This is a genomic window from Kushneria indalinina DSM 14324, assembly GCF_003385845.1.
GTDB lineage: Bacteria > Pseudomonadota > Gammaproteobacteria > Pseudomonadales > Halomonadaceae > Kushneria > Kushneria indalinina.
In genome coordinates, this window is the sequence record NZ_QRDJ01000006.1 from 95,157 (window position 1) to 120,280 (window position 25,124).

Below are 25,124 nucleotides of genomic sequence, written 5' to 3' on the forward strand. Positions count from 1 at the left end.
TTCGCCGCGATCCGGTGACGATATACTCAAGATACATTCAAAGCATGACTACGCCTTAAGGAGCCGGTATGTCCGATGTAAAAAAGGTTGTCCTGGCCTATTCGGGAGGGCTGGATACTTCCGTAATCGTCAAGTGGCTCAAGGAAACCTACGACTGTGAGGTCGTGACCTTCACGGCTGACCTGGGTCAGGGAGAAGAGGTCGAACCTGCACGTGCCAAGGCACAGGCGCTGGGTGTGAAGGAAATTTACATCGAAGACCTGCGTGAAACCTTCGTGCGTGACTACGTGTTCCCGATGTTTCGTGCCAATACCATCTATGAAGGCGAGTACCTGCTGGGCACCTCGATCGCCCGCCCGCTGATCGCCCGCCGCCTGATCGAGATCGCCAACGAGACCGGCGCCGATGCCATCTCTCATGGCGCGACCGGCAAGGGCAACGACCAGGTGCGCTTCGAGCTGGGCGCCTATGCGCTCAAGCCCAACGTCAAGGTCATCGCCCCATGGCGCGAGTGGGATCTCAACTCCCGTGAAAAGCTGATGAACTACTGCGAAGAGCACGACATTCCGGTCGACTTCGCCAAGAACAAGAAAAAATCTCCCTATTCGATGGACGCCAACCTGCTGCACATCTCCTATGAAGGCGGCGTGCTGGAAGACCCCTGGACCGAAGCCGAAGAAGAGATGTGGCGCTGGAGCGTCAGTCCCGAGGCCGCGCCCGATCAGGCCACCTACATTGATCTGACCTTCGAACATGGTGATATCGTCGCCATCGACGGCAAGGCCACGAAGCCGCACGACGTACTGTCCTATCTGAACAAGGTCGGCGGTGAGAACGGCATCGGTCGTCTGGATATCGTTGAAAACCGCTATGTGGGCATGAAGTCGCGCGGCTGCTACGAAACCCCGGGCGGCACCATCATGCTGCGTGCCCACCGCGCGATCGAGTCGATCACGCTGGACCGTGAATCTGCGCACCTGAAAGACGAGCTGATGCCCAAGTACGCCGAGCTGATCTACAACGGCTACTGGTGGAGCCCGGAGCGCAAGATGCTCCAGGCCGCGATCGATCAGTCGCAGGGCAGCGTCAACGGCGTGGTGCGTCTCAAGCTCTACAAGGGCAATGTCATCGTGGTCGGCCGTGAGTCGGAAGACTCGCTGTTTGACGCCTCGATCGCCACCTTTGAAGACGATGCCGGCGCCTATGACCAGAAGGATGCCGAGGGCTTTATCAAGCTCAACGCGCTGCGCCTGCGCATCGCTGCGAAAAAGGGTCGTCTCGACGACTGAGCAGCATGCCTGGTGTCAGGGAAGGGGCCGCTTTTCAGCGGCCCCTTTTATGTCAGACTAAACGGCACATCGCGCACGCCCGGGCGCTATCACCACCTGAATCAGGAGCTTTCTCATGCTTAAGAAACTGTTCGATGCGCTGCGGGGGTCTGGCAGTGCCACCACCGCTGACGAGCCATCTCGTCAGGTGGCCGATACCGTGGCATACAAGGGCTGTGAGATCGTCATTACACCGGCGCCGGCGGGCGGACAGTATCGCGTCAGCGCCCTGATTCGCCGGACGTATGAGGACGGCGAGCCGAAGGAGCTGCGCTTTGAGCGCTCCGACGTGCTGCCCGATCGCGACAGCTGTATCGACATGACCCGCACCAAGGCCGAGCGCTACATCGATGAGCAGGGCGAGCGGCTCTTCGAGGACCCGCATCGCCCGAATTGACGATGGATCAGAGCCCGTATCGCTGTTGCAGAGGAGTCGCATGACGCATGTCCGAGTCCGGTAGACCCGTGCTGTTGCCTGCCGTTTCGCGTTGGCGTCAGCTTTCGACAGCGGATCGCGTCAGCGATCTGATTGCGGGGCTGATTACGGCCGCGCTGCTGGTGCCCCAGGGCATGGCCTATGCCACCCTTGCCGGTCTGCCAGCGCAGGCCGGGCTGTATACGGCGCTGGCACCGCTGGTGTTGTATGCGCTTTTCGGTACCAGCCGCGTGATTGCGATGGGACCCATGGCGCTGACGTCCCTGCTGGTGGGAGAGACACTGCGCGATGCCGATATACCGTTATCTGACTACGTCGAACACGCAGCGCTTCTGGCCGCGCTGGTGGGGGGCTGGCTGCTTTTGATTCATGCCTGTCGGCTGGGGCGTCTGATCGACTTTGTCAGCCCCAGCGTCATGCAGGGCTTTACCACCGCGTCGGCGCTGATGATCGTGCTCTCGCAGACCGGCGATCTGCTTGGGATCGGCGACGCGGCCGGCAACGCCGTCGACCGCGTGCTGACGCTGGCCCGATCACTGGACGATATTACCCCGGGGGCGGCACTGTTTGGCGGCAGTGCCATGGTGCTCTTGCTGTTGATGCGTCGAGGGCTGTCACCGCTGCTCAAGCGCCTGGGCCTGCCGGAGGCGGCGGCCACGGTGCTGGGCAAGACCGGCCCGCTGATCGTTTTGATTCTGGCGCTCGTGCTGGTGCCGCTATGGCCCGGCACGCTTTCGCAGGTCGGTCAGATTCCTGCCGGGCTGCCGCTGCCGGCGCTGCCAACCCTTACCCTGACAGGCGTGGACGCGCTTTGGCTGCCGGCGCTCGGGATCGCGCTGATCAACTACGTCAGCGCCATTTCGGTGGCCCAGACGCTGGCGGCCAAACACCGCGAGCGGCTCTATCCGCAGCGCGAACTCTGGGTGCTGGGCGCGGCCAATCTGCTGGCGGCCCTGACCCGCGGTTTTCCGGTCACCAGCGGGCTGGGGCGCGCGGTGGTCAACGACCAGGCCGGCTCGAAAACACCGCTGTCATCGCTTTATGCCGCGCTGGCGCTGATGGTGGTATTGCTGTTTGCCACATCGCTGTTTGCGCCGCTGCCGCAGGCCGTGCTGGCCGCGATCGTCATTCAGGCGGCCATCCCGCTGGTCGACCCGGGCCCCTTGTGGCGGGCCTGGCGCTATTCACGCGGTGACGGCCTGGCCTGGCTTGCCGCCTTTGCCGGTGTCCTGCTGCTGGGGGTCATGCAGGGGCTTTTAGCGGGAGTGGGCATTGCGCTGGCGCTGCTGCTGGCACGCACGAGCCGACCGCATATTGCCGAGATCGGCCAGCTGCCCGACGGCGGCTTTCGCAACTGCGAGCGCTTTGACGTCGAGCGCCTGCCGCATCTGATGCTGGTGCGACCGGATGCCAACCTGCACTTTGCCAACATGGGCGCACTGGAGCGCTGGATCAACGAGCATCTCTCCGTACGTGACCAGGTGACCGACATGGTGCTGGTGCTCAGCAGCGTGACCCACATCGACGGCGCTGCGCTTCACGCTCTGGAAAGTCTGGATGAGCGTCTGGCGGCGCAGGGGATCGCTCTGCATCTGGCCGAGCTGCGCGGACCGGTACGTGATCAGCTGCGTCATACGGCCTTCATGAGCGATCACCGCCCGCGGGTCTTTTTTACCTGTGCTGCTGCCTGGCAGGCGCTGTCAGACGACGGCATCGAGTTCAATATCTAGGCCGTAGGCCGCCGGGCTGACCACACCAGACGCGCGGCACTCTACAATGGGGCCCTTTGCTTTCTGAGGGCCCCGTTGTCATGTCTTTACTGTCACTGCCGGTACGCCGGCCATGAAGGCGCTTTTGCTATCGGCCTACGCCGCCGACAGCCACCGCTATTGGGCGTGCGGTCTGATGGCCCATCTGGACGCCATCGACTGGACGGCCATCGAGCTGGCGCCGCGTCACTTTCAGTGGCGCGTGCGCGGCAACCCCCTGAGTTTCATGAGCGAGCATGACGAGACGCTCTCGCACTCCTTTGATCTGATCGTGGCCACCTCGCTGGTGGATCTGGCCACGCTGATCGGGCTCTACCCGCACCTGGGGCGGGCCTGGCGCGTCGTCTACTTCCACGAAAACCAGTTCGCCTATCCGCTGGGGCCACAGCAAACGCGGCGTATCGAGCCGCTGATGGTCAATCTCTACAGCGCGCTGGCCGCCGACCGGGTGCTGTTCAACAGCCAGTGGAACCAGGACAGCTTTTTTGAAGGCGTGGACGGGTTTTTGAAGAAAATGCCCGAGCGGGTCACCCCCGTGCGGCTTGAGACGCTCAAGGCGCACTCGGAGATTCTACCGGTGCCACTGTGGCCGCTTGAAGAGGTACCCTCGGCCGGGCAGGGGGCGCCGGCACGGATTGTCTGGAACCACCGTTGGGAATATGACAAGAATCCGGAGGATTTCTTCGCCGCACTTGAAACGCTCTCCGACAAGGGGCTCGAGTTTGAACTGGTGGTGATGGGCCAGGTCTTTCGAAAGACCCCTGAGGTGTTCGAGCAGGCCCGGGCGCGTCTGGCCCGTCACATTACCTGCTGGGGGCACCAGACGCGGGCACGCTATCTCGAGGCGCTGGGCCGAGGCGGCATTGTGGTCTCGAGTGCCTGGCACGAATTCCAGGGCCTGGCCGTGATGGAGGCGGTTCAGCATGGCTGCGTGCCACTGGTGCCGGAGCGACTGTGCTTCCCTGAGTACTACGCGCCCGAGTATCGCTATGACGGCAGCCGCGAGGCGCTGATCACACGCCTGGCGCAGTGGCTGACAGCGCCCGACACGCGCCCGAATCCGCCTGACCTCGGCGTCTGGACCTGGCCGCAGATGGCCGAGCGATACCGCCGATCATTGGATGGATCGCCCGGGGCGGGCGCAGATTAACTGCCCCTGAAGCCCGGCGGCGCGAGCATCTGGCCGGTCTGTCTATTCTGACAGGGGGCGCGGGCGACACGTCAGACGCTGCCCGCGTTAACCGTCATGGATACAGGGAGTGTGTTATGAGCGAGCAGGACCACCATCACGTCGATCGTGATGAAGAGGCCACCTTCAGCATTAACCGTCGTCGATTCCTGCAGGGTTCCAGCGGGGCGCTGCTGGCAGCCGGTGCTCTGGGGCCCGCCTTTGCGCACGCGGCGGCCAGCGGCGAGGGCAGCGCCCGCAGCGGTGGCCGTCAGGCATCCAATGGCCAGACGTTCGATTTTGGCAACGGCGCCACGGCGCCGGAAGGCATCAGCTCGGTACCGGCGTCGGCGACGGGACGTCCGATGCCGACGCTCGATCAGTATGACCCGGTCGCGCCCGATGAGCGTCTGGGCTGGGCGGTGGTCGGTCTTGGCGATTTTGCGCTCAACCAGATCCTGCCGGCCTTTGCCAACAGCACGCATTCACGGCTTGCCGGACTGGTCAGCGGCAACGCCGACAAGGCGCGCCAGATAGCGCAGCAGTACGGCGTGGCCGAGTCCGGCATCTACAGCTACGACAACTTCGATGAGATCAGCGATAACGATGACATCGATATCGTCTACATCATCCTGCCCAACGCCCTGCACGAGGAGTTTACCGTTCGCGGGGCGCAGGCCGGCAAGCACGTGCTGTGTGAAAAGCCGATGGCGCCGACGGTCGAGGCGTGTCAGCGCATGATCGAGGCCTGTCGCGACAACGACCGCAAGCTGATGATCGCCTATCGCGAGCAGTTCGAGCCGCACAACCTGGCGGCGATCAAGGCCATTCGAGAGGGCATGGTGGGGGACGTCAATCTACTGAGCGTCAATGCCGGGGTGTCACTCGACCCGGAGGCGCCCTCGGCGCAGTGGCGCCTCAACAAGGCGCTGGCCGGTGGCGGCTCGCTCTACGACATCGGCATCTATGCGCTCAACGCCTCGCGCTATCTGCTTGGCGAAGAGCCGACGCAGGTGTTTGCGCGCATCCACAGCCGTGAGGATGACCCGCGCTTTGCCCAGGTCGAGGACAACGTCGCCTTTCAGCTGATCTTTCCGAACGGCGCCGTGGCCAACTGCACCTCGTCCTACTCCACGCCAAAAAACAACGAAGCCAGCGTGTTCGGCACGAAGGCCTGGCTGCGCATGGCGCCGCTGTCAAACTACTACAATCATTGGCTGATCGTGGATGATGGCAACCAACGGATCGAGCCGTCCATTCAGGAGATCAGTCAGTTCGCCGCTGAAATGGATCACCTGTCACGGTGCGTGCAGGACGACACCGCGCCGCACGCCTCGGGCGAGGAGGGCATGCAGGACGTTCGCATCATTCGCGCCATTTATGAATCGGCCGCTACCGGCGAGATGGTCAGCATCGAATCGGATTACGAACGCGATCCCAACCTTTTGATCGCGGACAGCCCCAACCTGCCAGATGTGTGGCAGCAGAGCGACAGCTAAGCATATGAGATACGGCCAGCGTCCACCGCGGGCGCTGGCCGTCGTGGCTCAGGCCGGATCAACCTTGTCCCTGTACTCGCACAGATCCTCGATCACGCAGCTGCCGCAGCGCGGCTTGCGCGCCACGCACGTATAGCGGCCGTGCAGGATCAGCCAGTGGTGGGCGTCACGCTTGTAGTCCCGCGGCACGACCTTCAAAAGCTTCTGCTCGACCTGGTCAACATTCTTGCCCGGGGCGAGATTGGTGCGGTTGGAGACGCGAAAGATATGGGTATCCACCGCAATGGTGGGTTCATTAAAGGCCGTGTTGAGAATCACGTTGGCGGTCTTGCGGCCGACGCCGGGCAGCGCTTCGAGCCCTTCGCGGGTACGGGGCACCTCGCCGGCATGATCGCGCAGCAACAGCTCGCACATCGCGACCAGATTTTTGGCCTTGTTGTTATAAAGCCCGAGCGTTTTGATGACTTCCTTCACGCCCTCAAGACCAAGATCGACGATGGCCTGCGGCGTATTGGCAACGGGAAAGAGCCGCGCGGTGGCCTTGTTGACGCCTACATCGGTGGACTGGGCCGACAGCGCGACCGCCACCAGCAGCTCAAAGGGTGATGACCAGGCAAGTTCGGTCGTGGGTTCCGGGTTGGCTTCTTTCAGGCGGCGAAAGATTTCGCGGCGTTTGTCGTTGTTCATCAGCGCTGGTCTAAAAGTGAAGTAACAGGGCGGTGGTGCATTCAGTGACGCTCGGCGTTGTCCAGTGCCTGACAGGCGTCCTGCCAGGTTTTCTCGGCGCGATCGATCAGGGCCTGTGCTGCCTCGATATCTTCCGGGCCGCCCTGACGTCTGGCATGGGCGAGCTGACGGTTGGCCAGTGCCAGTCGCTGCTTGGCCGCCGAGCGAGCGATGCGCAGGGAGTTGAGAGAGCTCGATGAGGCGGTGTCCTGTGCGCTGTCGGTTGACCCAACGCCCGTATCACCCTGCGCCTGAAGATCGGCCAGCTGCTGACGCGCACGCTCAAGGGCGTTCTGGTCCTCCTGATTGGCGGGATCGGCACTTAGACGCTTTTCCAGCCGGCGCACGGTGGCGCTGATGGCCGCCTTTCTGGCCCGGGCATTACCGGCGGGCCTTGAGGAGGCCGGTGCGCTGGTGGAGGGCACATGTTCGCTCTGTTTGCGGTCATCACTGCGCGACTGCTGACGGGCTCGCATGCGCTCGCGGCGGCGGGCGTCCTTCTCCTGGCGCTGGCGCTCGAGGCGGGCATTGCGGTGTTCAAAGCGCCGGCGGCCCTGCTCGGCGCGTCGCGCCAGCCAGTCCTTTTGTTCGCGCTCATCGCGGGTGGCCTGCCAGCCCGGGTGCGCCACGATATCGATACAGTCCACCGGGCAGGGGGCGACACAGAGTTCACAGCCGGTACATTCCGCCTCGATCACCGTATGCATCTGCTTTGACGCGCCCAGAATGGCATCCACCGGGCAGGCCTGAATGCACTTGGTACAGCCGATGCATTCGTCTTCACGAATCACGGCGGCCTTTGGCGATTCGGCGTCTACCTCCAGCGGCACGACAGGGCGCGCCAGCAGTTCGGCAAGCTCTGCGATGGTTGTCTCGCCACCCGGCGGGCAGCGGTTGATGGCCTCGCCCTCGACAATGGCTTCGGCGTAGGGGCGACAGCCGGGATGGCCGCACTTGCCGCACTGGGTCTGGGGCAGCAAATGATCAATATCGGTGACGGTAATGCTGGCAGAGGCGCTCATGCAGATGGTCGACGGGCCCGGAAGTGGTAATCGTTGAAAGTGAGACGATTATACCCGCAATGTCGCCTGCTTCGAACCCGGCGCTGCAATCCCTGCGCTGCTGCCTGGGCGAGCGCCTAGAGGGTTTGGGACTGGTACCAGGGCTCTCTGATGCGTGCGCCCACCTGATTGCGGCCCGCCTGTTTGGCACGGTAGAGGCTTTCATCGGCCAGGCGCATCAGCTCGGCCGGCTGACAGGGCGCCTGAGGCAGACTGATGGCCATGCCGGCGCTGATCGTGACGTGGTCGGCCACCGGTGAGGGCTCGTGCTGCAGGGCCAGACCGGCCACGGCCAGGCGCAGCTGCTCGGCCATGCGCCAGGTCCGCTTGCGCGTCACATCGGGCAGCACCACGATGAACTCTTCGCCGCCGGCGCGCGCCACGATTCCCTGATCATCCACAACCCGATCGAGAATGCGCGCCACCCGCGTCAGGCAGTGATCGCCTTCCGGATGACCGTAATGATCGTTGTAGGCCTTGAAGTAATCGATATCGATAATGATCAGGCCGACGGCGTGGTGGTTCTGGTTGGCCTGCGTCAGTGACTGTACCAGGTATTCATCAAGGTAGCGTCGGTTGAGCAGGCCGGTGAGGTGGTCGCGATGGCTCAACTGTTCCAGCGAGTCGGTACGTGCCTTTTGATGCATTAAAAGATGCTGAAATTCACGTGCCAGACTGCCGAGCTCGTCACGTCGGGCAATGAGGCTGACCGGCAGGGAATCGGAAAACGACTCCTCGCGACGCTGTTCGCGGGTAAAATGGGCAAGCCTGCGGGTCGGCGTCAGAATAATGAGTTCCAGAAGGCCAAGAATCACGATCACCACGGTGAGCAGGACACCGATGGTCCAGAGCATGGCGAAATTGAACGAGGCCGCATTGGCCACAAACTCCCGTCGCGGCAGCGTGGCCTGCAGGGAAAGCTTGTTGTCCCCCGGGGCGGCATCAAGCCATCGGATCGCCAGCAGCTGGTCGTCGCTGATGCGAATAATGGGCGGTGGCTTGACGATCAAATCCGGATGCAGAATCGGTTCAATGGAGATGTCGACGCCGGTCTGATCGCGAGTGGACTCGAACCAGGCGCGATCCATACTGCGCACCACGGCGAGCCAGCCCAGCGGGGGAGCATCGCCGCGTTCGGTCGGCACGATGGGGCTGGTGGCGATCATGGCAGGGGCAGGCACGCTCAGAAGCCATTTATCCAGCTCAGGACGCTGGTGGCGCACATGATCCTGTACCACGGAAAAAATCGGTGACATCCAGCGACAGCTGTCGGCCGCCGAGCTGCAGGTACTGTACTGATCCGTACTGCGATCGTAACCGGCCATCCAGGCCGGCGAGCCATCCATGCGCATGAAGATCATCATCATGTAATTCATGTCATGAAACATTTCCTGACTGAAGCTCTTCTCGACAAACTCTGGCGTATTCCCCCGCATGAAATCGTAGGCATCATCCCAGCTGGCCCAGTCACGGGTCTCGGCGCCCAGCTTTTTCAGGTCGCTCTGCCATGCGCTCTCGACCCGCCCCATTTCCTTGGCCACATAGTCGTCTTCACGCGAGAGCAGACTCGGGTAGACCAGAAAGTGCGCAATGCTCCACAGCGCCAGCAGGGCGAGACCCGCCACCAGCACCAGAGACAGCAAAAATCGAAACCGTAATGAATGCATGCCGTTGGATATCCATTTCCACCTGACATGACCCGGCCAGGAAAGGCGGGCAACCCTTGTCAGCGTACGGACATATCGGCATGTATCGTGATTTTTGAAGACGCGAAGGTGATGAAAAAAAGGCGCCGACCTCCTCGGAGGTCGGCGCCCCTGTTATCGGATTGCGCCGGTATCAGCTCACGCGGCTACCCGGCGTTGCGCCGCTGTCAGGGGAGAGCAGATAGATACCGTCGTCATCTCCGGCGGCAAGCACCATGCCTTCTGACAGGCCAAAGCGCATCTTGCGCGGTGCCAGATTGGCAATCATCACGGTCAGCCGACCCGTCAGCGCCTCGGGGGCGTACTGGGCACGAATGCCGGAGAAGACCGTGCGGGTCTCGCTGCCGATATCAAGCGTCAGCTTCAAAAGCTTTTTGGCCCCTTCGACATACTCGGCCTGTTCGATGCGGGCGATGCGCAGGTCGACCTTCGCAAAGTCATCGATGGTGATTTCCGGTGCGATGGGTTCGATGTCGGCAGCCGGTGTGCCGGCCGCGCCATCACCCGGCGCCACTGCGGCACCTGCCTGAGCGGCCTTCGCATCGTCCTTGAGCTTTTTCTCCACCGCGAGATCTTCCTTTGACGCCTCGATCATCTGATCGATTTTATCGCTCTCTACGCGGGTCATCAGCGGCTTGAACTTCTCGATCGGGTGATCGGTCAGCACGGTGGTGCGGCTGGCCCAGTTCAGTGTCTTGAGGTTGAGGAAGGTGCGGGCACCCTCGGCAAGCCGCGGCACGATCGGCGCGAGATAGACCACCAGCTGGCGGAAGAGGTTGATGCCCACCGAACAGATATCCAGCACCTCCTGCTCGCGGCCGTCTTCCTTCGCCAGTGCCCAGGGCGCCTTGTCGGCGATATAGCCGTTGGCGTCATCGGCCAGTGCCATGATGCGACGCACCGCGCGGGCAAATTCGCGCGCCTCGAAATCGGCCGCGATGGCTTCGCCTTCATCGATAAAGCGCTGTACCAGCTCGGGTTCGGCGCAGGTTGCGGACAGGCGCCCGCCGGATTTTTTCACAAAGCCGGCGCAGCGGCTGGCGATGTTGACCACCTTGCCGACCAGGTCCGAATTGACGCGGGCGGCGAAGTCCTCGAGGTTGAGATCCAGATCGTCCACGCCGGCGGTGAGCTTGGCGGCGAAGTAGTAGCGCAGGTACTCCGGATTCAGGTACTGCTCATAGGTTTCGGCCTTGATGAAGGTGCCGCGGGACTTCGACATCTTGGCGCCGTTGACGGTCACGAAACCGTGGCAGTTGACCCCGGTGGGCGTGCGAAGGTTGGCGCCTTCCAACATGGCCGGCCAGAACAGCGCGTGGAAATAGACGATGTCCTTGCCGATGAAGTGATAAAGCTCGGCGTCACTGTCCTTTTTCCAGAAGCGATCAAAGTCGATGCCTTCACGCTCACAGAGCTGCTGGAAGCTCGCCATGTAGCCGATCGGCGCATCCACCCACACATAGAAGTACTTGCCCGGGGCATCGGGAATTTCAAAGCCGAAATAGGGCGCATCGCGGGAGATGTCCCAATCGTTGAGGCCGGCCTCGAACCACTCCTGCAGCTTGTTGGAGATCTGCGGCTGCAGGCGTTCCGAACGCGTCCACTCCTTCAAAAACGGCTCGAATTTGGGCAGCTCGAAGAAGTAATGGGTCGAACTTTTGACCACCGGCGTGGCCCCCGAGACCGCCGAGACCGGATTGAGCAGCTCGGCCGGCGTATAGGTCGCACCGCACGCCTCGCAGTTGTCGCCGTACTGATCCTCGGTGTGACACTTGGGGCAGGTGCCCTTGACGAAGCGGTCGGCCAGAAACATGCCGCGCTCGGGGTCATACATCTGCTCGACGTCGCGCGTGGCGATAAAGCCGCCATCGCGCAGGGCGCGGTAGATGCGCTCGCTGTGGACGCGGTTCTCTTCCGAGTGGGTCGAGTAGTAGTTGTCAAAGGCCACCCCAAAGCGGGCGAAGTCGGCCTGATGCTCGGCGTTGACCCGGTCGATCAGCTGCTGGGAGGTAATGCCTTCCTGCTCGGCGCGCAGCATGATGGCGGTGCCGTGAGCGTCATCGGCGCAGACGTAGTGACACTCATGGCCGCGACTTTTCTGAAAACGCACCCAGATATCGGTCTGGATGTATTCCAGCAGGTGGCCCAGATGGATCGAGCCGTTGGCATAGGGCAGGGCGCTGGTGACCAGAATCTGGCGCGTGGCGTTGTTCGACATGGTGGCTGGAAGATTCCCGTGACGAACCCGCGGGCGCCGGTATCGACTGCGCCCAGGGGTGGATAGACTGTAAACTTGACCGGCGATTGTAGCATCGATAACCGGAGGCGTTGAGCGTGACACCTGCCCAGTGGCGGTTTTTCCAGCGTTACCGTGATATTTCCGAAGCCGATGCGCATGGCCGACAATGTCGGGTGATCGCAGAAGCCTTCGGCGATACCCCTGAGCTGATCGATGAGTGCGCTCGTTTGATCGATGCTCGAATCAAGCAGGCCAGCTGCGGCTGGATTGAATCCTGGCGGGTTGAAAATGAGCCCCTGCCGAGAGCCGGGCAGTTGACCGTTGTGCTGGACAGTCTCGATGCGCCGGTATGCATCATCGCGCTGACGTCCGTCACGATTTGTCGATTCGATGAGGTGACGCCGGCCTTTGCGGCGCTCGAAGGCGAAGGCGATGGCAGCTACGCCTGGTGGCATCGCGAGCATCTGCGGTTTTTCCAGAATGAGGCGGCCCGTCTGGGCGCTGTTTTTACTGACGCCTCCGAGCTGGTGCTCGAGCGTTTCGAGAAGGTTTTTCCATGACGTACTCCATGCTCGCTCCTGTGACCCCTGGGCAACGCATCGGCCTTGCCATCGTTTTTAGCTGGTTTTGCCTCGGCGGCATCGCCCACTTTGTCTGGCCGGCGACGTTTGCCTCGATCATCCCGCCGGCGCTGCCGTTGAAAATGCCGGCGGTCTTCATTACCGGGGCGTTTGAGCTTGCCGGGGCGATCGGCATTTTGCTGCCGCGCTATCGTCGCGCCGCCGGGCTCGGTCTGGTGGCGCTGACCGTGTGTGTGACGCCGGCCAATGTCTATATGTGGTGGCACGCCGATGACTTCCCCCATGTGCCCGAAAGTCTGCTGCTGTTGCGACTGCCATTGCAGGTGCTGCTGATTGCCTGCATTTTGTGGTCCACGCAGCCGGCCGGCTCAAGACGTCACCGGATGTCGTAAATGCCACCGCCGCTGCGGCTTCGGGTGTGTACAATGGCCGGCCCATACTGACTGATGGCTGTGCGTCATGTCCGGTGATATCCAGCTTGAAAACATCGAGGCGCCCGACGGCGTCAGCTGCTTCAACTGCGAGGCGTGCTGCTGCCGGCTGCTCGTGATGCTCGATGATGATGACCTGGCCCGCGGGGTACCTCACGGTCTGATCGAGGAGGACGAGTGGGGCGGGGTGGTGATGCGCCAGGATGAAGAGGGCTGGTGTGCGGCGGTGGATCGCAACACCATGCTGTGCAGCATTCACCCGCGCCGTCCGCAGGTCTGCCGCGACTTCGAGGAAGCAAGCCTTGAGTGCCGCGAAGAGCGTGCGCTCTATGGTCTGGTGGACTGAGCCGCAGGCATGAAGGCGGCGTCCGGCGCGGTGTCGCCAGCCACCGTTTTTCCCATTTCTCCCTGACAGGTATTTCATGGCCAAGCTGTGTGAGATAGACACTGCCGATATTCCCGGCGGCGGTCAGCTGCGGCTTTTACAGCGCAACGACGAGTTCTCGATTCGGATCGCCGGCAAGCCCGGTGAGCTGATGAATACGCGATTGCACGGCTCCGAGGACGCCCTGGCTGAGCTGGCCTGTGACCGGGTGCGTGACAACCCCAGCGTGCGGGTGCTGGTCGGCGGGCTGGGCATGGGCTTTACCCTGGCCGCGGCGCTGGCAGGCCTGGGCGCCGAGGCCGAGGTGGTGGTCGCCGAACTGGTGCCCGGCGTGGTCGAGTGGAACCGCGGTCCGCTGGGCGCGGCGGCCGGTTACCCGATCCGCGATCCGCGCTGTGAGATCATCGTTGATGATGTGGCCGACGTACTGGCGCGCAGCGAGGGTGGTTTTGACGCCATCATGCTGGATGTGGACAACGGCCCCGAGGGACTGACCCAGCGGGAAAACGATCGTCTGTACAGTGCGCGCGGGCTTGAAGCCATTCAGCGCGCGCTGCGCCCGGAGGGCGTGCTGGCCGTCTGGTCGGCAGGGCTTGATCCGGGCTTTAGCGAGCGGCTCAAGCGCGCCGGGCTCTGTGTCGAGGAGCATATGGTACGTGCCCATCGCCCGGGCAAGGGCGCGCGTCATACCATCTGGCTGGCATGGTAGCCGCGGAGCTGAAAGCCGTAATCTGTTGGGGATGAGATCATCGAGGCATCATGACCTGGCTCACTGCTTCGCTCTGAACTAATCTAATGCCAACGCAGGAACGCGTTAACGGTCGGCTCTGATAAAGGTCGGCCTGCACTCATGACGAAGCAAGGGGCAAGACATGCGCAATATCATTTACATCATCGGTCTGGTAGTCGTGGTGCTTTTCGTTCTGTCCTTTCTGGGACTGCGTTAAACGACGGGCCACAGTCACTGGCAGACAGAGACTGCAAAAAAATGCCCCGGGGGCGGTCACCCCCGGGGCATTCGTTTTTGGCGCATCTTTTGCCACATCGCTCACGGCGTGGGGGCAGTGCGCCCCCTCATGACCGGCGACAGGGTGTCGCCGGTCATGGCCGCTTTTACTGCGCGATCATCAGTGACTTGGTGTTGACGAATTCGAGCATGCCATAGCCGCCATGTTCACGGCCGTAGCCACTCTCCTTCACACCGCCAAAGGGCAGGTTGGGCTGGGCAATGTAGTAGCCGTTGACGCAGACCATGCCGGTATCGAAATGATCGCGGGCCAGACGTACGGCGCGCTCCTCGTCTTCGGAGAAGATACCGCCGCCCAGGCCGTAGACCGAGTCGTTGGCGATGCGCAGCGCATCTTCCTCATCACGGGCACGGATCAGCGACGCGACCGGGCCAAACAGCTCGCCATCGTAGGCCGGCATGCCGGGCGTGACGTTGTCCAGCACCGTGGACGGATAGAAAAAGCCGTCCTCGTCGGGCACTTCACCGCCGGTCAGGCAGACGGCGCCTTTTTCAACGGATTCCTTCACCTGCTCGTGGAGCTGGTCACGCAGATCGCGGCGGGCCAGCGGACCGAGCTGGGTGTTTTCATCGGTCGGATCACCGAACTCGACCTGCTTCATTTTTTCAACGAAGGTATCACGGAACTGCTCATAGACGGCATCGACCACCACGAAACGCTTGGCGGCGACACAGGTCTGACCGTTGTTGGTGATGCGCCCGGTGACGCAGGTCTCCACCGCCTTGTCGATATCGGCATCCTCGAGCACCAGATAGGCGTCGTTGCTGCCCAGCTCCAGCACGGTCTTCTTGAGCTGTTCGCTGGCGGCTGCGGCAACCTTGCGGCCGGTGGCGGCGCTGCCGGTAAAGGTCACGCCACGTACCAGACGGTGCTCGGTGACCTGGCTTGCCTGCTCGTCGCGAATATAGAGCACGTTGAAAACGTCTTCGGGCATACCGGCTTCACGGAAGATCTCTTCCAGCGCTTCGGCGCAGCCCCAGACGTTGGGCGCGTGCTTGAGCAGCACGGTATTGCCGGCCATCAGGTTGGCGACGGTGTAGCGCACGACCTGATAGAAGGGGAAATTCCACGGCTGAATGCCGAAGATAATGCCGATCGGCTGATGCGTGACCAGGGCGCGGCCGCCCGGCAGATCGCGCTCTTCATCGGCCAGCACGCTGGCGGCGTTGTCGGCGCTGTAGTCGCAGATGCCCTTGCACAATTCCAGTTCGGGCGGTGCCTGGCTGATCGGCTTGCCCATCTCCTGGGTCATGAGACGCGACAGGCGATCCTGATGCTCGACCAGCAGCTCGCCGACCCGGCGGACCAGTTTGCCGCGCTCTTCAAGCGAGCGCTGCTTCCAGTCGAGATAGGCCTGATGCGTCTGCTCGATCTTCTGCTGCAGCTGGTCATCGGAGATGGTTTCGAACTCACGGATCGTCTGGCCGGTGGCCGGATTCACGGTTTTAATGGTGTTCGACACAATAACCTCCTTTGGTATGACGGAACGACCCCCAGTGTAGTGCGCCTGCCCCGGGGGCGCCGTGGTGATTACTGTCTGTCCCTTGCCTGATTCTCCAGCGTCGAATCGATTCGCGAGTCAGGCGCGCCTGTACCTTGTCCATAAGGGTGTGGCATAACGACAGGCACCCATTTTGTCAGGAGACAACCACATGCTGGATACCATCAATGAGTTCTTCGAGCGCTTGAACGGACGTTCGCCGGGGGAGCAGGACCATGAGATGACGCTGGAGCTGGCGGTGGCCGCACTGATGTGTGAAGTCATGCGCGCTGACGGTGACATGAAGGCGATCGAGCAACAGACGCTGCGCGACATGCTGCGCCGTCGATTTGATCTGGATGACAGCGCGGTGGAAACGCTGGTCGACATGGCGCATCAGGAGGTCGAGGACTCAGTGGATCACTACCAGTTCGTGCGTCTGATCCGGGACGAATATGACTACCCACAGCGGGTGGCGCTGATCGGTCGGCTCTGGCGTGTGGCCTACGCCGATGGTGCGCTGGACCCGCTGGAGGAGGCGCGCGTGCGCAAGATGGCCGAGCTGTTGTACGTCGACCATGCCGATTTCATCATGCAAAAGCTCGAGGTACAGCAGGCGCTGGGTCTGGCGTAGTATGCTTTTGCCCCTTGCTCATGTTGTTTTCCTGCCACCGCCCACCAGGATGTCCCGTGTTGTTCACTCTCTCTCTTCGTTCGGGCATGTTTTCCTGTCTGGGCATGCTGCTGGCAGGTCTGGCGTCATCAGCTGCTGCCGGGGGGGATGACGTTCCCGATACCCGGCAGCTGCCGCCTCAGGCCTATAACGGCTACCTGGAACAGCACACGGTGCCGCTCTGGGCAGGGGACGTGCCGGACGCGCAGGGCGAAGGCTTTCGTGACCGGCCCACCCTGACCATCTATCCGCCCGGGCAGCAGCCCAACGGGACGGCGGTCATCATTGCCCCCGGCGGCGCCTATCAGGTGCTGTCCGACAATACCGAAGGGCGCCAGATCGCCAACTGGTTCAACACCCGGGGCGTGGTGGCGTTCGTGCTCAAGTATCGGCTGGGGCCGGATTATCCGATGCCGGTACCGCTGGAAGATGCCCAGCGCGCCATGCGCTGGGTGCGCGCCCACGCCGAGGAGTTCAGCATTGACCCGGATCGGGTCGGCATGGCCGGCTTCTCGGCGGGCGGGCACCTGGCGGCACTGACCGGCACGCGCTTTGACCAGGGCGATACCGACGCCGATGATCCGGTCGAACGCCAGCGCAGCCAGCCCGATTTTCTGGTGCTGGGCTATCCGGCGCTGGTGATGTTCAGTGACCCGGACAGCCGGATCGATTATTGCACGCTGATGGGGCTGGATGAGTGTGATCAAAACTGGCGGGAGCGCTACCGTCCCGAGCGACAGGTTACCGGGCAGACACCCCCCACCTTTATCTATCAGACCACCAACGATGAGCTGGTGCCGCCGCAGGGCAGCATCGATCTCTATACGGCACTGGTCAACGCCCACGTGCCGGCCGAGATGCATCTTTTCGGCAACGGGCCACACGGTTCGGGGCTGGGCATGGGAAATGTCGCCCTTGATGGCTGGACCACCCTGCTGGATCACTGGCTGCGTGGTCGTGGCCTCTACGAGCGCGCGCAGCCGTCAGAGCACTGAACCGGCTCAGGCGGCGGTGTCCTCGTCGTCGTCATCATCGGGGGCGAGCATCGTCTCCGTGATGGCCTCACCGATCTGCTTGAACAGTGCTTCGGCGGGCGCGCCCTCGTCCATGTCTTCGATGCAGGCGGCAATCACGATCGCGTTGTCCGGCTCGTCCGGGCGGATCACGCCCATGTGACAGGCACGCTGGTGCTGGGTGCCGGTTTTCTGGATAAAACTCACGTCCTGCGGCAGTCCGCCTTCCAGTCGATAGCCGTCATAACGATCGATCTTGAGATTGTCGAACAGCAGCTCGCGGTGCTCCTCGTTGATCAACTCGCCGCGAACCAGCGCGGTGAGCAGGTCGGCGTAGCCCTTGAGCGTGGCGCTATTGACGCGCGTGTCGTAGTAGCGATCAAAGGCGGTGGTCATGTCATCGGTGTTTAGCGCCTCGCGATCGACGTCGAGGGTGCGCGCCAGTGCTGCCACGCGTTCATCGCCGATCGGCGCCGAGGCAATTTCGACAAGCTGCTCGCGGTCCAGCGTCCGGGCGTCGGGATGGATGTCGCCGTACACGCTGTAGCGCACCTCGGCCAGCGTGGTCAGAGGCTCAAAGTCGCTGCTGCCAAAAAAGCCCTGACGCGTCATCTGCTGAAGCTGGCCATTGAGCGTGTCCACACCGATGGCCTCGATCAGCATGTCGGTGGCGACGTTGTCGCTGTCGATCAGCATGCGCTCCAAAAGGTTGTCGAGGCTGTAGGCCTGACCGGGCTCCACCCAGAGCAGTTCACCGGCGCCATCGATGCGCTGTGAGGCCTCAAGCGTCAGTTCATCGTCCAGCGAGCGTTCGCCTGCCTCGACCTGTTGCAGCAGCACGATGGCGACGGGCACCTTGACCGCCGAGGAGAGATACCAGAGCCGGTCGCTCTTGTGATCAAGGCTCGTATCATCCGCGAGGCGGTGAACATGGACGCCCAGCGTGCCCTCTGCCTCGTTATCCAGCGTGGTAATGCGCTCGCCCAGGGTCTTCACCCAGTTCTCCTCCGGGCGCGTGTCCTCGGCGTAAAGGGCGGCGCTGGACAAGACCAGCAGGCCGGCAGTCACAAATGACCCGGTTCGGGCCGACAGGAAACGTGTCATGTTTGTTCTCGTTGTTCATGAAAGATGATTGGCCGCCAGGGCGAGCCCGGCGGTGGCATCAGCGAAAGACGCCGGATTGCCAGATGGCCTGGCCTACCTCCTTCAATGCCTGTTCCGAGCGCGCCAGCGACAGCGAGCCGCGGGTGCAGGCCACCACCGCAACGCGTTGCGGACCGTCGTCGCTGTCATGAATGGCAATGCCGCCATCGCAGAAGCGGCCGCGCTGGGTGCCGGTCTTGTGGGCAAAGGTCACCGTGTCGGGCCAGGCCGCGCGCAGACGGTTGGTGCCCGTGCGGGTGCGTGCCATGACGCCCATCAGCGCATCGGTGCTTTCGGGCGACAGCGTCTCGCCGCGTGCCAGCCGTGTGAGCAGTCGATCAAGGGCATCCAGCCGGGCGCTGTTGAGACCGGTGGCGTAGTAGCCTTCAAACGCCTCGCTTAAATCGCGGGCGCGAAAATCGCTGACCGGTACGCCAATGAAACGGCTGATCGCGGCCAGACGGGCCTTTTCTTCGCGGGCCTTGCGAATATCAACGAACTCGAGCCCGTCGAGCGCCATGGCGTTGGGGTGAAACTCGCTGTAAGCGTAGCGACGCACATCGGCAAGCGTTGTGATGCGCTCGAAGCCTTCCGGCACCAGTTCAGCCAGATGCTCATTGACGCGCTCGGCCCCGACGCGGCGAATCAGCATGTCGGTTGCGGTGTTGTCGCTGCGGGTGATCATCTGCTCGAGCAGCCAGCGCAGGCTCAGCTGCTCGCCCGCACCGTGCCAGTTGGTTTCCCCGGCGCCGTCCACATAGTCGCTGCGCTCAAGGGTCATGGTGTCATCGAGACTGAGCCTGCCGGCATCGACCTCGTCCATCAGCGCCAGCGCGACCGGTACCTTGACCATCGAGGCCAGATACCAGTTTTGTTCGCCATGAAAGGAGAAGCGGTTGTCATCGTCGAGATCGCGCACGACCACGCCGATCTCGCCCGGATAGGCGGCGTTGATGCGCTCGATATCGCCGGTCAGGCGCTCGGCCCAGTCGACTCGGGGTCTGGCATCGACATGCTCGCTCAGTGACTGCGCGATGACCTGTCCGGGCAGGGCAGCGAGCAACAGCACAGAGGCGATGAATGCGGTCAGGCGAGGGCGACCCGGTTTCTGGATGGCGGATACGGCGGTGCGACAGCGTGCTTCCATACGGCTTTGAACTTCCATGACAACGGGTGTGCTGTTATTGGCGCAAGGTGTCATGGGAGTATAGAGAGCAGACTTGTATATGATGCCTGGCCTCAGGCGCACTTAAGACATCCCGCAAATACTCCCGATGATCCGGGGGACGTATTAAAAGACCTTCGGGTCCGGAAACAGGATTTCATGCAGATATCACGTCACATTGCCATCGACGACAACGACTATGAGCTGCGCGCCATTCGCGCCCAGGGCGCCGGCGGACAGAACGTCAACAAGGTGGCCTCGGCCATTCATCTGCGCATGGACATACAACAAAGCAGCCTCGCACAGGAGTACAAGGACCGGCTGCTGGCGCTGAACGATCACCGCATTACCTCAAGCGGTCTGATCATCATCAAGGCGCAGTCCCATCGCACCCAGGAGCTCAACCGCCAGGAGGCGCTCATGCGCCTTCGAGCGCTGATCAAGTCGGTGGTCTATACCGCCAGACCGCGCAAGGCGACCAGGCCGACGCTTGGGTCCAAAAAGCGCCGGCTCGAGGGCAAGAAACAGCGCGGTCAGAAAAAGGCCATGCGCGGGCGCGTGGATCACTAAGACGAAAGATGCCCTCTGAACGGACGGCGCGTGGCCATATCCGAGTGTTTCACCTGGGATTGTCGGCGGGTGAGGGTTTATACTGTCGCTCGATCATGACATCGCAGGGTTTACAGGCGGTGTCGGCAGGAAATGGACAGGAGACAAGCAGTGCTCGAAACAGTCAAACATGTGGTGGCCGTGGCCTCCGGCAAGGGCGGTGTGGGCAAGTCCACCGTTACCGTTAACCTGGCACTGGCCATGGCCGCTCAGGGCCATCGCGTGGGCCTGCTGGACGCCGATATCTACGGTCCCAGCCAGGCGCAGATGCTGGGCATCGAACCCGGCACCCGACCCACCATGGTCGATGACAAGACCATGAAGCCGATCGAGGCGCACGGGCTCAAGATGATGTCGATGGCGGTGCTGGTGGATACCGAAACCGCCATGGTGTGGCGCGGACCGATGGTCGCCGGTGCCTTCCAGCAGCTTCTGACCCAGACCGGCTGGGGGGAGCTTGATTATCTCTTCATCGACATGCCGCCGGGCACCGGTGACATTCAGCTGACGCTGTCGCAGCAGGTGCCGGTGTCGGGCTCGGTGATCGTCACCACCCCGCAGGACATCGCCCTGCTGGACGCGCGCAAGGGCATCGAGATGTTCCGCAAGGTCAACGTGCCGGTGCTGGGCGTGGTCGAGAACATGAGCACCCACGTGTGCTCGAACTGCGGTCATGAAGAGGCGGTCTTCGGCGAGGGTGGCGGTGCCCGCATTGCGGCGCAGTACGACACCGAAGTGCTGGGCCGGCTGCCGCTGACCATGAGCATTCGTGAGCAGGTCGATGGCGGTCGCCCGACCGTGGTCGCTGACCCCGAAAGCGATGCCGCGCGCTCGTTCATGGCGATCAGCGCCCGCATCGATGAGCAGCTCGGCGCCAAAACGCGCGAAAGCGGCCCGTCGATCAGCTTCGGCGAATAACGCTCAACACCCGCAGCGGCGGCAGGTCGGGCTGGAGACTGCCAGCGGCAGGCTTTAGTCCGGCCGGACGTGCCGGTATCATGGCCGTTTTGCGCGGCATTCAGTACGGCCATCGGCCACGTTAATGTCGCGCTACCATCCCCGGTTTTATCTTTCCTATTTCAGGCATTGCGACAGGACACCCCTCGTGAGCATCAAGGCAGACAAATGGATTCGCCGCATGGCGCAGGAACACGGCATGATCGAGCCGTTCGAGTATGATCAGGTCCGCCATGCCGGTGATCAGCGTGTCATCTCCTACGGTACGTCAAGCTACGGTTACGACGTGCGCTGCTCTGATGAGTTCAAGGTTTTCACCAATATCCACTCCGCCACCGTCGATCCCAAGTATTTCGACGAGAAAAGCTTTGTGGATGTGAAGGGCGATGCCTGCGTGATTCCGCCCAACTCCTTTGCGCTGGCACGTACGGTGGAGTATTTCCGCATTCCGCGTAACGTGCTGACCATCTGTCTTGGCAAGTCGACCTACGCGCGCTGCGGCATCATCGTCAACGTCACGCCGCTGGAGCCGGAGTGGGAAGGGCACGTAACGCTCGAGTTTTCCAACACCACCAATCTGCCGGCGCGTATCTACGCCAACGAAGGCGTGGCGCAGATGCTCTTTTTCGAGTCCGATGAGGTATGCGATACCTCCTACAAGGACCGCGGCGGCAAGTACATGGGTCAGCGCGGCGTGACGCTGCCGCGCACGTAAGCCCTGCAATGGCCCGGCTAGCCCAGATGGGTACTGCTGCCGGGCTCTTCCTCCCACGACATCTCTTCCAGACCGTGCACGATGCCGCAGTCCCCCACGGGGCTGGCATGGCCGCACTTCTTTTGCAGGTTCCTGAGCTGCCCGTGCAGCTGGGAAAGCTCCCTGAGACGCACCTCGACGTGCTGGATGTGCTCATCCAGCAGCGCATCGATGGCCTGACAGTCGCCTCGTGGATCGTCCACCAGCGCCAGCAGCGCATGAATCTCGGCATGGCTCATGGCCAGCGCCCGGCAGTTGCGGATAAAGCTCAGTCGCTTGAGATGGGCCGGGCCGTAATGGCGGTAGTTGCTCTCGCTGCGGCTCGGGGCCGGCAGCAGCCCCTCGCGCTCGTAAAAGCGGATGGTCTGGCTGCTGCAGCCGGTCTCTTTTGCCAGTTCTCCAATCTTCATGGCCTGCTCCCCTGGGTGGCGTGCGCTGCTCGGTAGTTCTTGACCTTATAGTCACTATAGGGTTTTGACTGGTGACTCTCCAGGCCTGCGGGCCATCCCGAAGTTAAAAGGAGCGCGCGTGGCACATCACAGTGAGAAGTCATCGGGCAGCTTTTCTGTCTTTACGCCCGACAACAGTAGTGCATCAACGGGCGAGCATTCGCTGTGCTGCACCCCCCGGCCGCCATCCGCCTGCGGCGAATCTCAAACGCAGCCCTGCTGTGAACCTCAAGCATCGTCCTCCTGCTGCGGCTCGTCGAGTGGCCCGACAGCCTCCAGGGCCACCAACGGTTGCTGTGGCGCTGATGACACCCGGGTGCCGCCTGATGATGACTCCCTCACCGGCAGCGTGCGCGAGGGCGACCAGCTGCGCACCAGCATGCGCATTGCGCAGATGTGCTGTCCGGTCGAGGAGCAGATGATCCGCAAGCAGCTATCCACGCGCGAAGACGTTGAACGCCTGGAGTTCAACCTGTTGCAGCGGGTGCTGACCGTGGTGCACGACCCCCGGGCGCTGGAGGAGATTCTGGCCGACATTCGTGCGCTGGGGTTTGTGCCGGAGCTTGCCGACGAGCGCGGCAGGCTCGGCCGGGCAGAAGAGACGCCCGCCCCCTGGACGCCGCTGATCATGAGCGGTGTTGCCGCGTTTGCCTCCGAGGCGGTTCAGTGGATGGCAGGGCCGGTATGGCTTGCGGCGGCGCTGGCACTGGCCGCCATTGCCGGTTGCGGACTGAACACCTGGCGCAAGGGCTGGATGGCCGTGCGGCATGGCAATCTCAATATCAATGCGCTGATGAGCATTGCCGTGACCGGGGCGCTGCTGATCGGCCATTGGCCCGAAGCGGCCATGGTCATGGTGCTGTTCAATCTGGCCGAGCGGATCGAGGCGCGCTCGCTGGCCCGGGCCCGGCATGCCATCGAAGATCTGATGAAGCTGGCCCCCGAGGTCGCCACCGTGCGCCTGGATGATGGTCGCTGGGAAGAAAGGCCGGTGGCAGATATCGCGATAGGGGCGTTGATTCGGGTGCGCCCTGGCGCCCGTATCGGGCTGGATGGCAAGGTGGTTTCCGGGGCGTCCAGCGTCAACCAGGCCCCGATCACCGGGGAGAGCATGCCGGTCGACAAGGCGCCGGGAGACAGCGTCTACGCCGGGACCATCGTGGACGCCGGTGAACTTGAGTGTCGGGTGACCCGTCGGGCCGATGACTCGACCTTGGCGCGCATTATCAGTGCCGTGGAGCAGGCCCAGAGCGAAAGGGCGCCTACGCAGCGCTTCATCGATCGCTTCGCGCGCATTTATACCCCGGCGGTGGTGGCGATGGCGGCTCTGCTGGCGGTACTGCCGCCACTGCTGGCCGGCGGCGGCTGGCTCGACTGGATCTACCGGGCGCTGGTATTGCTGGTGATCGCCTGCCCCTGTGCGCTGGTCATTTCCACGCCGGTCACGGTGGTCACGGGGCTGGCCAATGCGGCTCGGCGCGGCATTCTGATCAAGGGCGGCGTTCATCTGGAAGAGGGCCGCCGGCTGGGCTGGGTCGCGCTGGACAAGACCGGCACGCTGACCCATGGCCGGCCGCAGCAGACCCACGCCGTGGTGCTGGACAGCGAGAACACTTCACGGGTGGCAGCGCTGGTGCTCGGCCTTGCCCGGCGCTCGGATCACCCGGTATCCATGGCACTGGCCCGTGCCGGGGAGGCCGAGGGTACGGTGCCCGCGCCCTTTGAGGCCATCGAAGCGCTGCCGGGGCGAGGCATCACCGGTCTCAGCGAGGGCCGGCGCTACTGGCTGGGCCATCAGGCGCTGGTGCGTGAGCGAGGCTGTCTGAGCGAGGCGCTCAAGACACAGATCGAGACGCTTGAGGGTGAAGGGCGCACGGTGGTGGTGTTGATGGATGAGACCCGAGCACTCGCCGTTTATGCCGTGGCCGATACGCTCAGGGCCACCAGCCGCGACGCGGTGAACGAGCTGCATCGTCTGGGCGTTCGCACCCTGATGCTGACCGGCGACAACCCCCATGCCGCCGACGCCATCGGGCGCAGTGTCGGCATCGATCGCATTGAAAGCGCGCTGATGCCGCAGGACAAGCTCTCGCACCTCGAGGCGCTGTCAGGGCAGGGGCGGGTGGCCATGATTGGTGACGGCATCAACGATGCCCCGGCGCTGGCGCGCGCCGATATCGGCTTTGCCATGGGCGCCATGGGCACCGACAGCGCGATCGAAACGGCCGACGTGGCGCTCATGGATGATGATCTGCGCAAGGTAGCGGCCTTCATCCGTTTGTCGCGGGCGACCCATCGTATCCTGATGCAGAACATCGCGCTGGCGCTGGGCATCAAGGCGGTGTTTCTCGCCCTCACCGTGGCAGGAATGGGAACCCTGTGGATGGCCGTGTTTGCCGACGTGGGCGCCAGCGTCCTGGTGGTGCTCAACGGGTTGCGGCTGCTGCGCCACGAGGCAAAGAGTGATCAGGACAACGCCGGCGCTGTCACCCCGACCAGGGTCTCGATGGGGGCGCATGCCTGA

23 protein-coding genes are annotated in these 25,124 nt (G+C 62.8%); 15 read left to right on the forward strand and 8 right to left on the reverse strand.

The features are described 5' to 3' along the window. The first annotated feature begins 68 nt into the window (after window positions 1-68). The 5 genes from C8D72_RS00525 to C8D72_RS00545 all read left to right on the forward strand — a co-directional run bounded on the left by C8D72_RS00525 (window position 69) and on the right by C8D72_RS00545 (window position 6,200). Window positions 69-1,289, forward strand: a complete 1,221-nt coding sequence (locus C8D72_RS00525) for an argininosuccinate synthase (protein WP_115852479.1) — start codon at window positions 69-71, stop codon at window positions 1,287-1,289. Window positions 1,290-1,404: 115 nt separating this feature from the next. After that, on the forward strand, window positions 1,405-1,725 hold the full coding sequence (locus C8D72_RS00530) for an HlyU family transcriptional regulator (protein WP_115852480.1): 321 nt from the start codon (window positions 1,405-1,407) through the stop codon (window positions 1,723-1,725). 47 nt (window positions 1,726-1,772) lie between these two features. Continuing rightward, window positions 1,773-3,494 carry a SulP family inorganic anion transporter gene (locus C8D72_RS00535; RefSeq protein ID WP_115852481.1) on the forward strand — a complete coding sequence of 574 codons (1,722 nt, stop codon included), beginning with the start codon at window positions 1,773-1,775 and terminating at the stop codon, window positions 3,492-3,494. A 112-nt stretch (window positions 3,495-3,606) separates the two neighbouring features. Then, on the forward strand, window positions 3,607-4,683 hold the full coding sequence (locus C8D72_RS00540) for a tRNA-queuosine alpha-mannosyltransferase domain-containing protein (protein WP_115852482.1): 1,077 nt from the start codon (window positions 3,607-3,609) through the stop codon (window positions 4,681-4,683). A 116-nt stretch (window positions 4,684-4,799) separates the two neighbouring features. Beyond that, window positions 4,800-6,200 carry a Gfo/Idh/MocA family protein gene (locus C8D72_RS00545; protein ID WP_211308740.1) on the forward strand — a complete coding sequence of 467 codons (1,401 nt, stop codon included), beginning with the start codon at window positions 4,800-4,802 and terminating at the stop codon, window positions 6,198-6,200. A gap of 48 nt (window positions 6,201-6,248) precedes the next feature. Here C8D72_RS00545 and nth read toward each other — a convergent pair whose 3' ends face one another. The 4 genes from nth to metG all read right to left on the reverse strand — a co-directional run bounded on the left by nth (window position 6,249) and on the right by metG (window position 11,911). Beyond that, a complete protein-coding gene (gene nth / locus C8D72_RS00550; RefSeq protein WP_115852483.1) occupies window positions 6,249-6,887 on the reverse strand; it encodes an endonuclease III in 639 nt (212 codons plus the stop codon). 41 nt (window positions 6,888-6,928) lie between these two features. Further along, window positions 6,929-7,948, reverse strand: coding sequence for an electron transport complex subunit RsxB (rsxB, locus tag C8D72_RS00555; protein WP_115852484.1), 1,020 nt, complete (start codon window positions 7,946-7,948; stop codon window positions 6,929-6,931). A gap of 116 nt (window positions 7,949-8,064) precedes the next feature. After that, entirely contained in the window at window positions 8,065-9,654 is a 1,590-nt protein-coding gene (locus tag C8D72_RS00560; protein WP_115852485.1) for a sensor domain-containing diguanylate cyclase, read from the reverse strand. Window positions 9,655-9,826: 172 nt separating this feature from the next. After that, a complete protein-coding gene (metG, locus tag C8D72_RS00565; protein ID WP_115852486.1) occupies window positions 9,827-11,911 on the reverse strand; it encodes a methionine--tRNA ligase in 2,085 nt (694 codons plus the stop codon). A gap of 116 nt (window positions 11,912-12,027) precedes the next feature. Between metG and C8D72_RS00570 the strand changes: the two genes are divergently transcribed. The 4 genes from C8D72_RS00570 (at window position 12,028) to C8D72_RS00585 (ending at window position 14,038) form a co-directional block, all read left to right on the forward strand. Continuing rightward, complete coding sequence (locus tag C8D72_RS00570; protein ID WP_245955100.1) at window positions 12,028-12,492, forward strand: ASCH domain-containing protein; 465 nt, start codon at window positions 12,028-12,030, stop codon at window positions 12,490-12,492. 8 nt (window positions 12,493-12,500) lie between these two features. Further along, entirely contained in the window at window positions 12,501-12,905 is a 405-nt protein-coding gene (locus C8D72_RS00575; protein WP_170140448.1) for a DoxX family protein, read from the forward strand. 67 nt (window positions 12,906-12,972) lie between these two features. Next, window positions 12,973-13,290 carry a YkgJ family cysteine cluster protein gene (locus tag C8D72_RS00580; RefSeq protein WP_115852488.1) on the forward strand — a complete coding sequence of 106 codons (318 nt, stop codon included), beginning with the start codon at window positions 12,973-12,975 and terminating at the stop codon, window positions 13,288-13,290. 76 nt (window positions 13,291-13,366) lie between these two features. Next, window positions 13,367-14,038 (forward strand): spermine/spermidine synthase domain-containing protein, encoded by a 672-nt coding sequence (locus C8D72_RS00585; RefSeq protein ID WP_115852489.1) that lies wholly within the window; start codon window positions 13,367-13,369, stop codon window positions 14,036-14,038. Window positions 14,039-14,442: 404 nt separating this feature from the next. Here C8D72_RS00585 and C8D72_RS00590 read toward each other — a convergent pair whose 3' ends face one another. Then, a complete protein-coding gene (locus tag C8D72_RS00590; protein ID WP_115852490.1) occupies window positions 14,443-15,819 on the reverse strand; it encodes an NAD-dependent succinate-semialdehyde dehydrogenase in 1,377 nt (458 codons plus the stop codon). Window positions 15,820-16,009: 190 nt separating this feature from the next. Here C8D72_RS00590 and C8D72_RS00595 point away from each other — a divergent pair, with 190 nt between their 5' ends. Further along, entirely contained in the window at window positions 16,010-16,471 is a 462-nt protein-coding gene (locus C8D72_RS00595; protein WP_115852491.1) for a tellurite resistance TerB family protein, read from the forward strand. A 56-nt stretch (window positions 16,472-16,527) separates the two neighbouring features. Beyond that, entirely contained in the window at window positions 16,528-17,505 is a 978-nt protein-coding gene (locus C8D72_RS00600) for an alpha/beta hydrolase (protein ID WP_170140449.1), read from the forward strand. A 6-nt stretch (window positions 17,506-17,511) separates the two neighbouring features. On the opposite strand, the gene C8D72_RS00605 is transcribed toward C8D72_RS00600, so the two are convergent. Together C8D72_RS00605 and C8D72_RS00610 are read right to left on the reverse strand one after the other, a co-directional pair. After that, window positions 17,512-18,627 carry a serine hydrolase gene (locus tag C8D72_RS00605; protein WP_115852493.1) on the reverse strand — a complete coding sequence of 372 codons (1,116 nt, stop codon included), beginning with the start codon at window positions 18,625-18,627 and terminating at the stop codon, window positions 17,512-17,514. A gap of 58 nt (window positions 18,628-18,685) precedes the next feature. Then, entirely contained in the window at window positions 18,686-19,813 is a 1,128-nt protein-coding gene (locus C8D72_RS00610; protein WP_170140450.1) for a serine hydrolase, read from the reverse strand. A gap of 177 nt (window positions 19,814-19,990) precedes the next feature. Here C8D72_RS00610 and arfB point away from each other — a divergent pair, with 177 nt between their 5' ends. The 3 genes from arfB to dcd all read left to right on the forward strand — a co-directional run bounded on the left by arfB (window position 19,991) and on the right by dcd (window position 22,112). Next, window positions 19,991-20,401, forward strand: coding sequence for an alternative ribosome rescue aminoacyl-tRNA hydrolase ArfB (arfB, locus tag C8D72_RS00615; RefSeq protein ID WP_115852495.1), 411 nt, complete (start codon window positions 19,991-19,993; stop codon window positions 20,399-20,401). A 150-nt stretch (window positions 20,402-20,551) separates the two neighbouring features. Further along, window positions 20,552-21,358 (forward strand): iron-sulfur cluster carrier protein ApbC, encoded by an 807-nt coding sequence (gene apbC / locus C8D72_RS00620; RefSeq protein ID WP_115852496.1) that lies wholly within the window; start codon window positions 20,552-20,554, stop codon window positions 21,356-21,358. A gap of 187 nt (window positions 21,359-21,545) precedes the next feature. Continuing rightward, on the forward strand, window positions 21,546-22,112 hold the full coding sequence (gene dcd / locus C8D72_RS00625) for a dCTP deaminase (RefSeq protein WP_115852497.1): 567 nt from the start codon (window positions 21,546-21,548) through the stop codon (window positions 22,110-22,112). A 17-nt stretch (window positions 22,113-22,129) separates the two neighbouring features. Here dcd and cadR read toward each other — a convergent pair whose 3' ends face one another. Continuing rightward, window positions 22,130-22,561: a Cd(II)/Pb(II)-responsive transcriptional regulator gene (gene cadR / locus C8D72_RS00630; protein ID WP_115852498.1), complete on the reverse strand. Its 432-nt coding sequence runs from the start codon at window positions 22,559-22,561 to the stop codon at window positions 22,130-22,132. Window positions 22,562-22,679: 118 nt separating this feature from the next. Here cadR and C8D72_RS00635 point away from each other — a divergent pair, with 118 nt between their 5' ends. Then, window positions 22,680-25,124: a heavy metal translocating P-type ATPase gene (locus tag C8D72_RS00635; protein ID WP_245955101.1), complete on the forward strand. Its 2,445-nt coding sequence runs from the start codon at window positions 22,680-22,682 to the stop codon at window positions 25,122-25,124.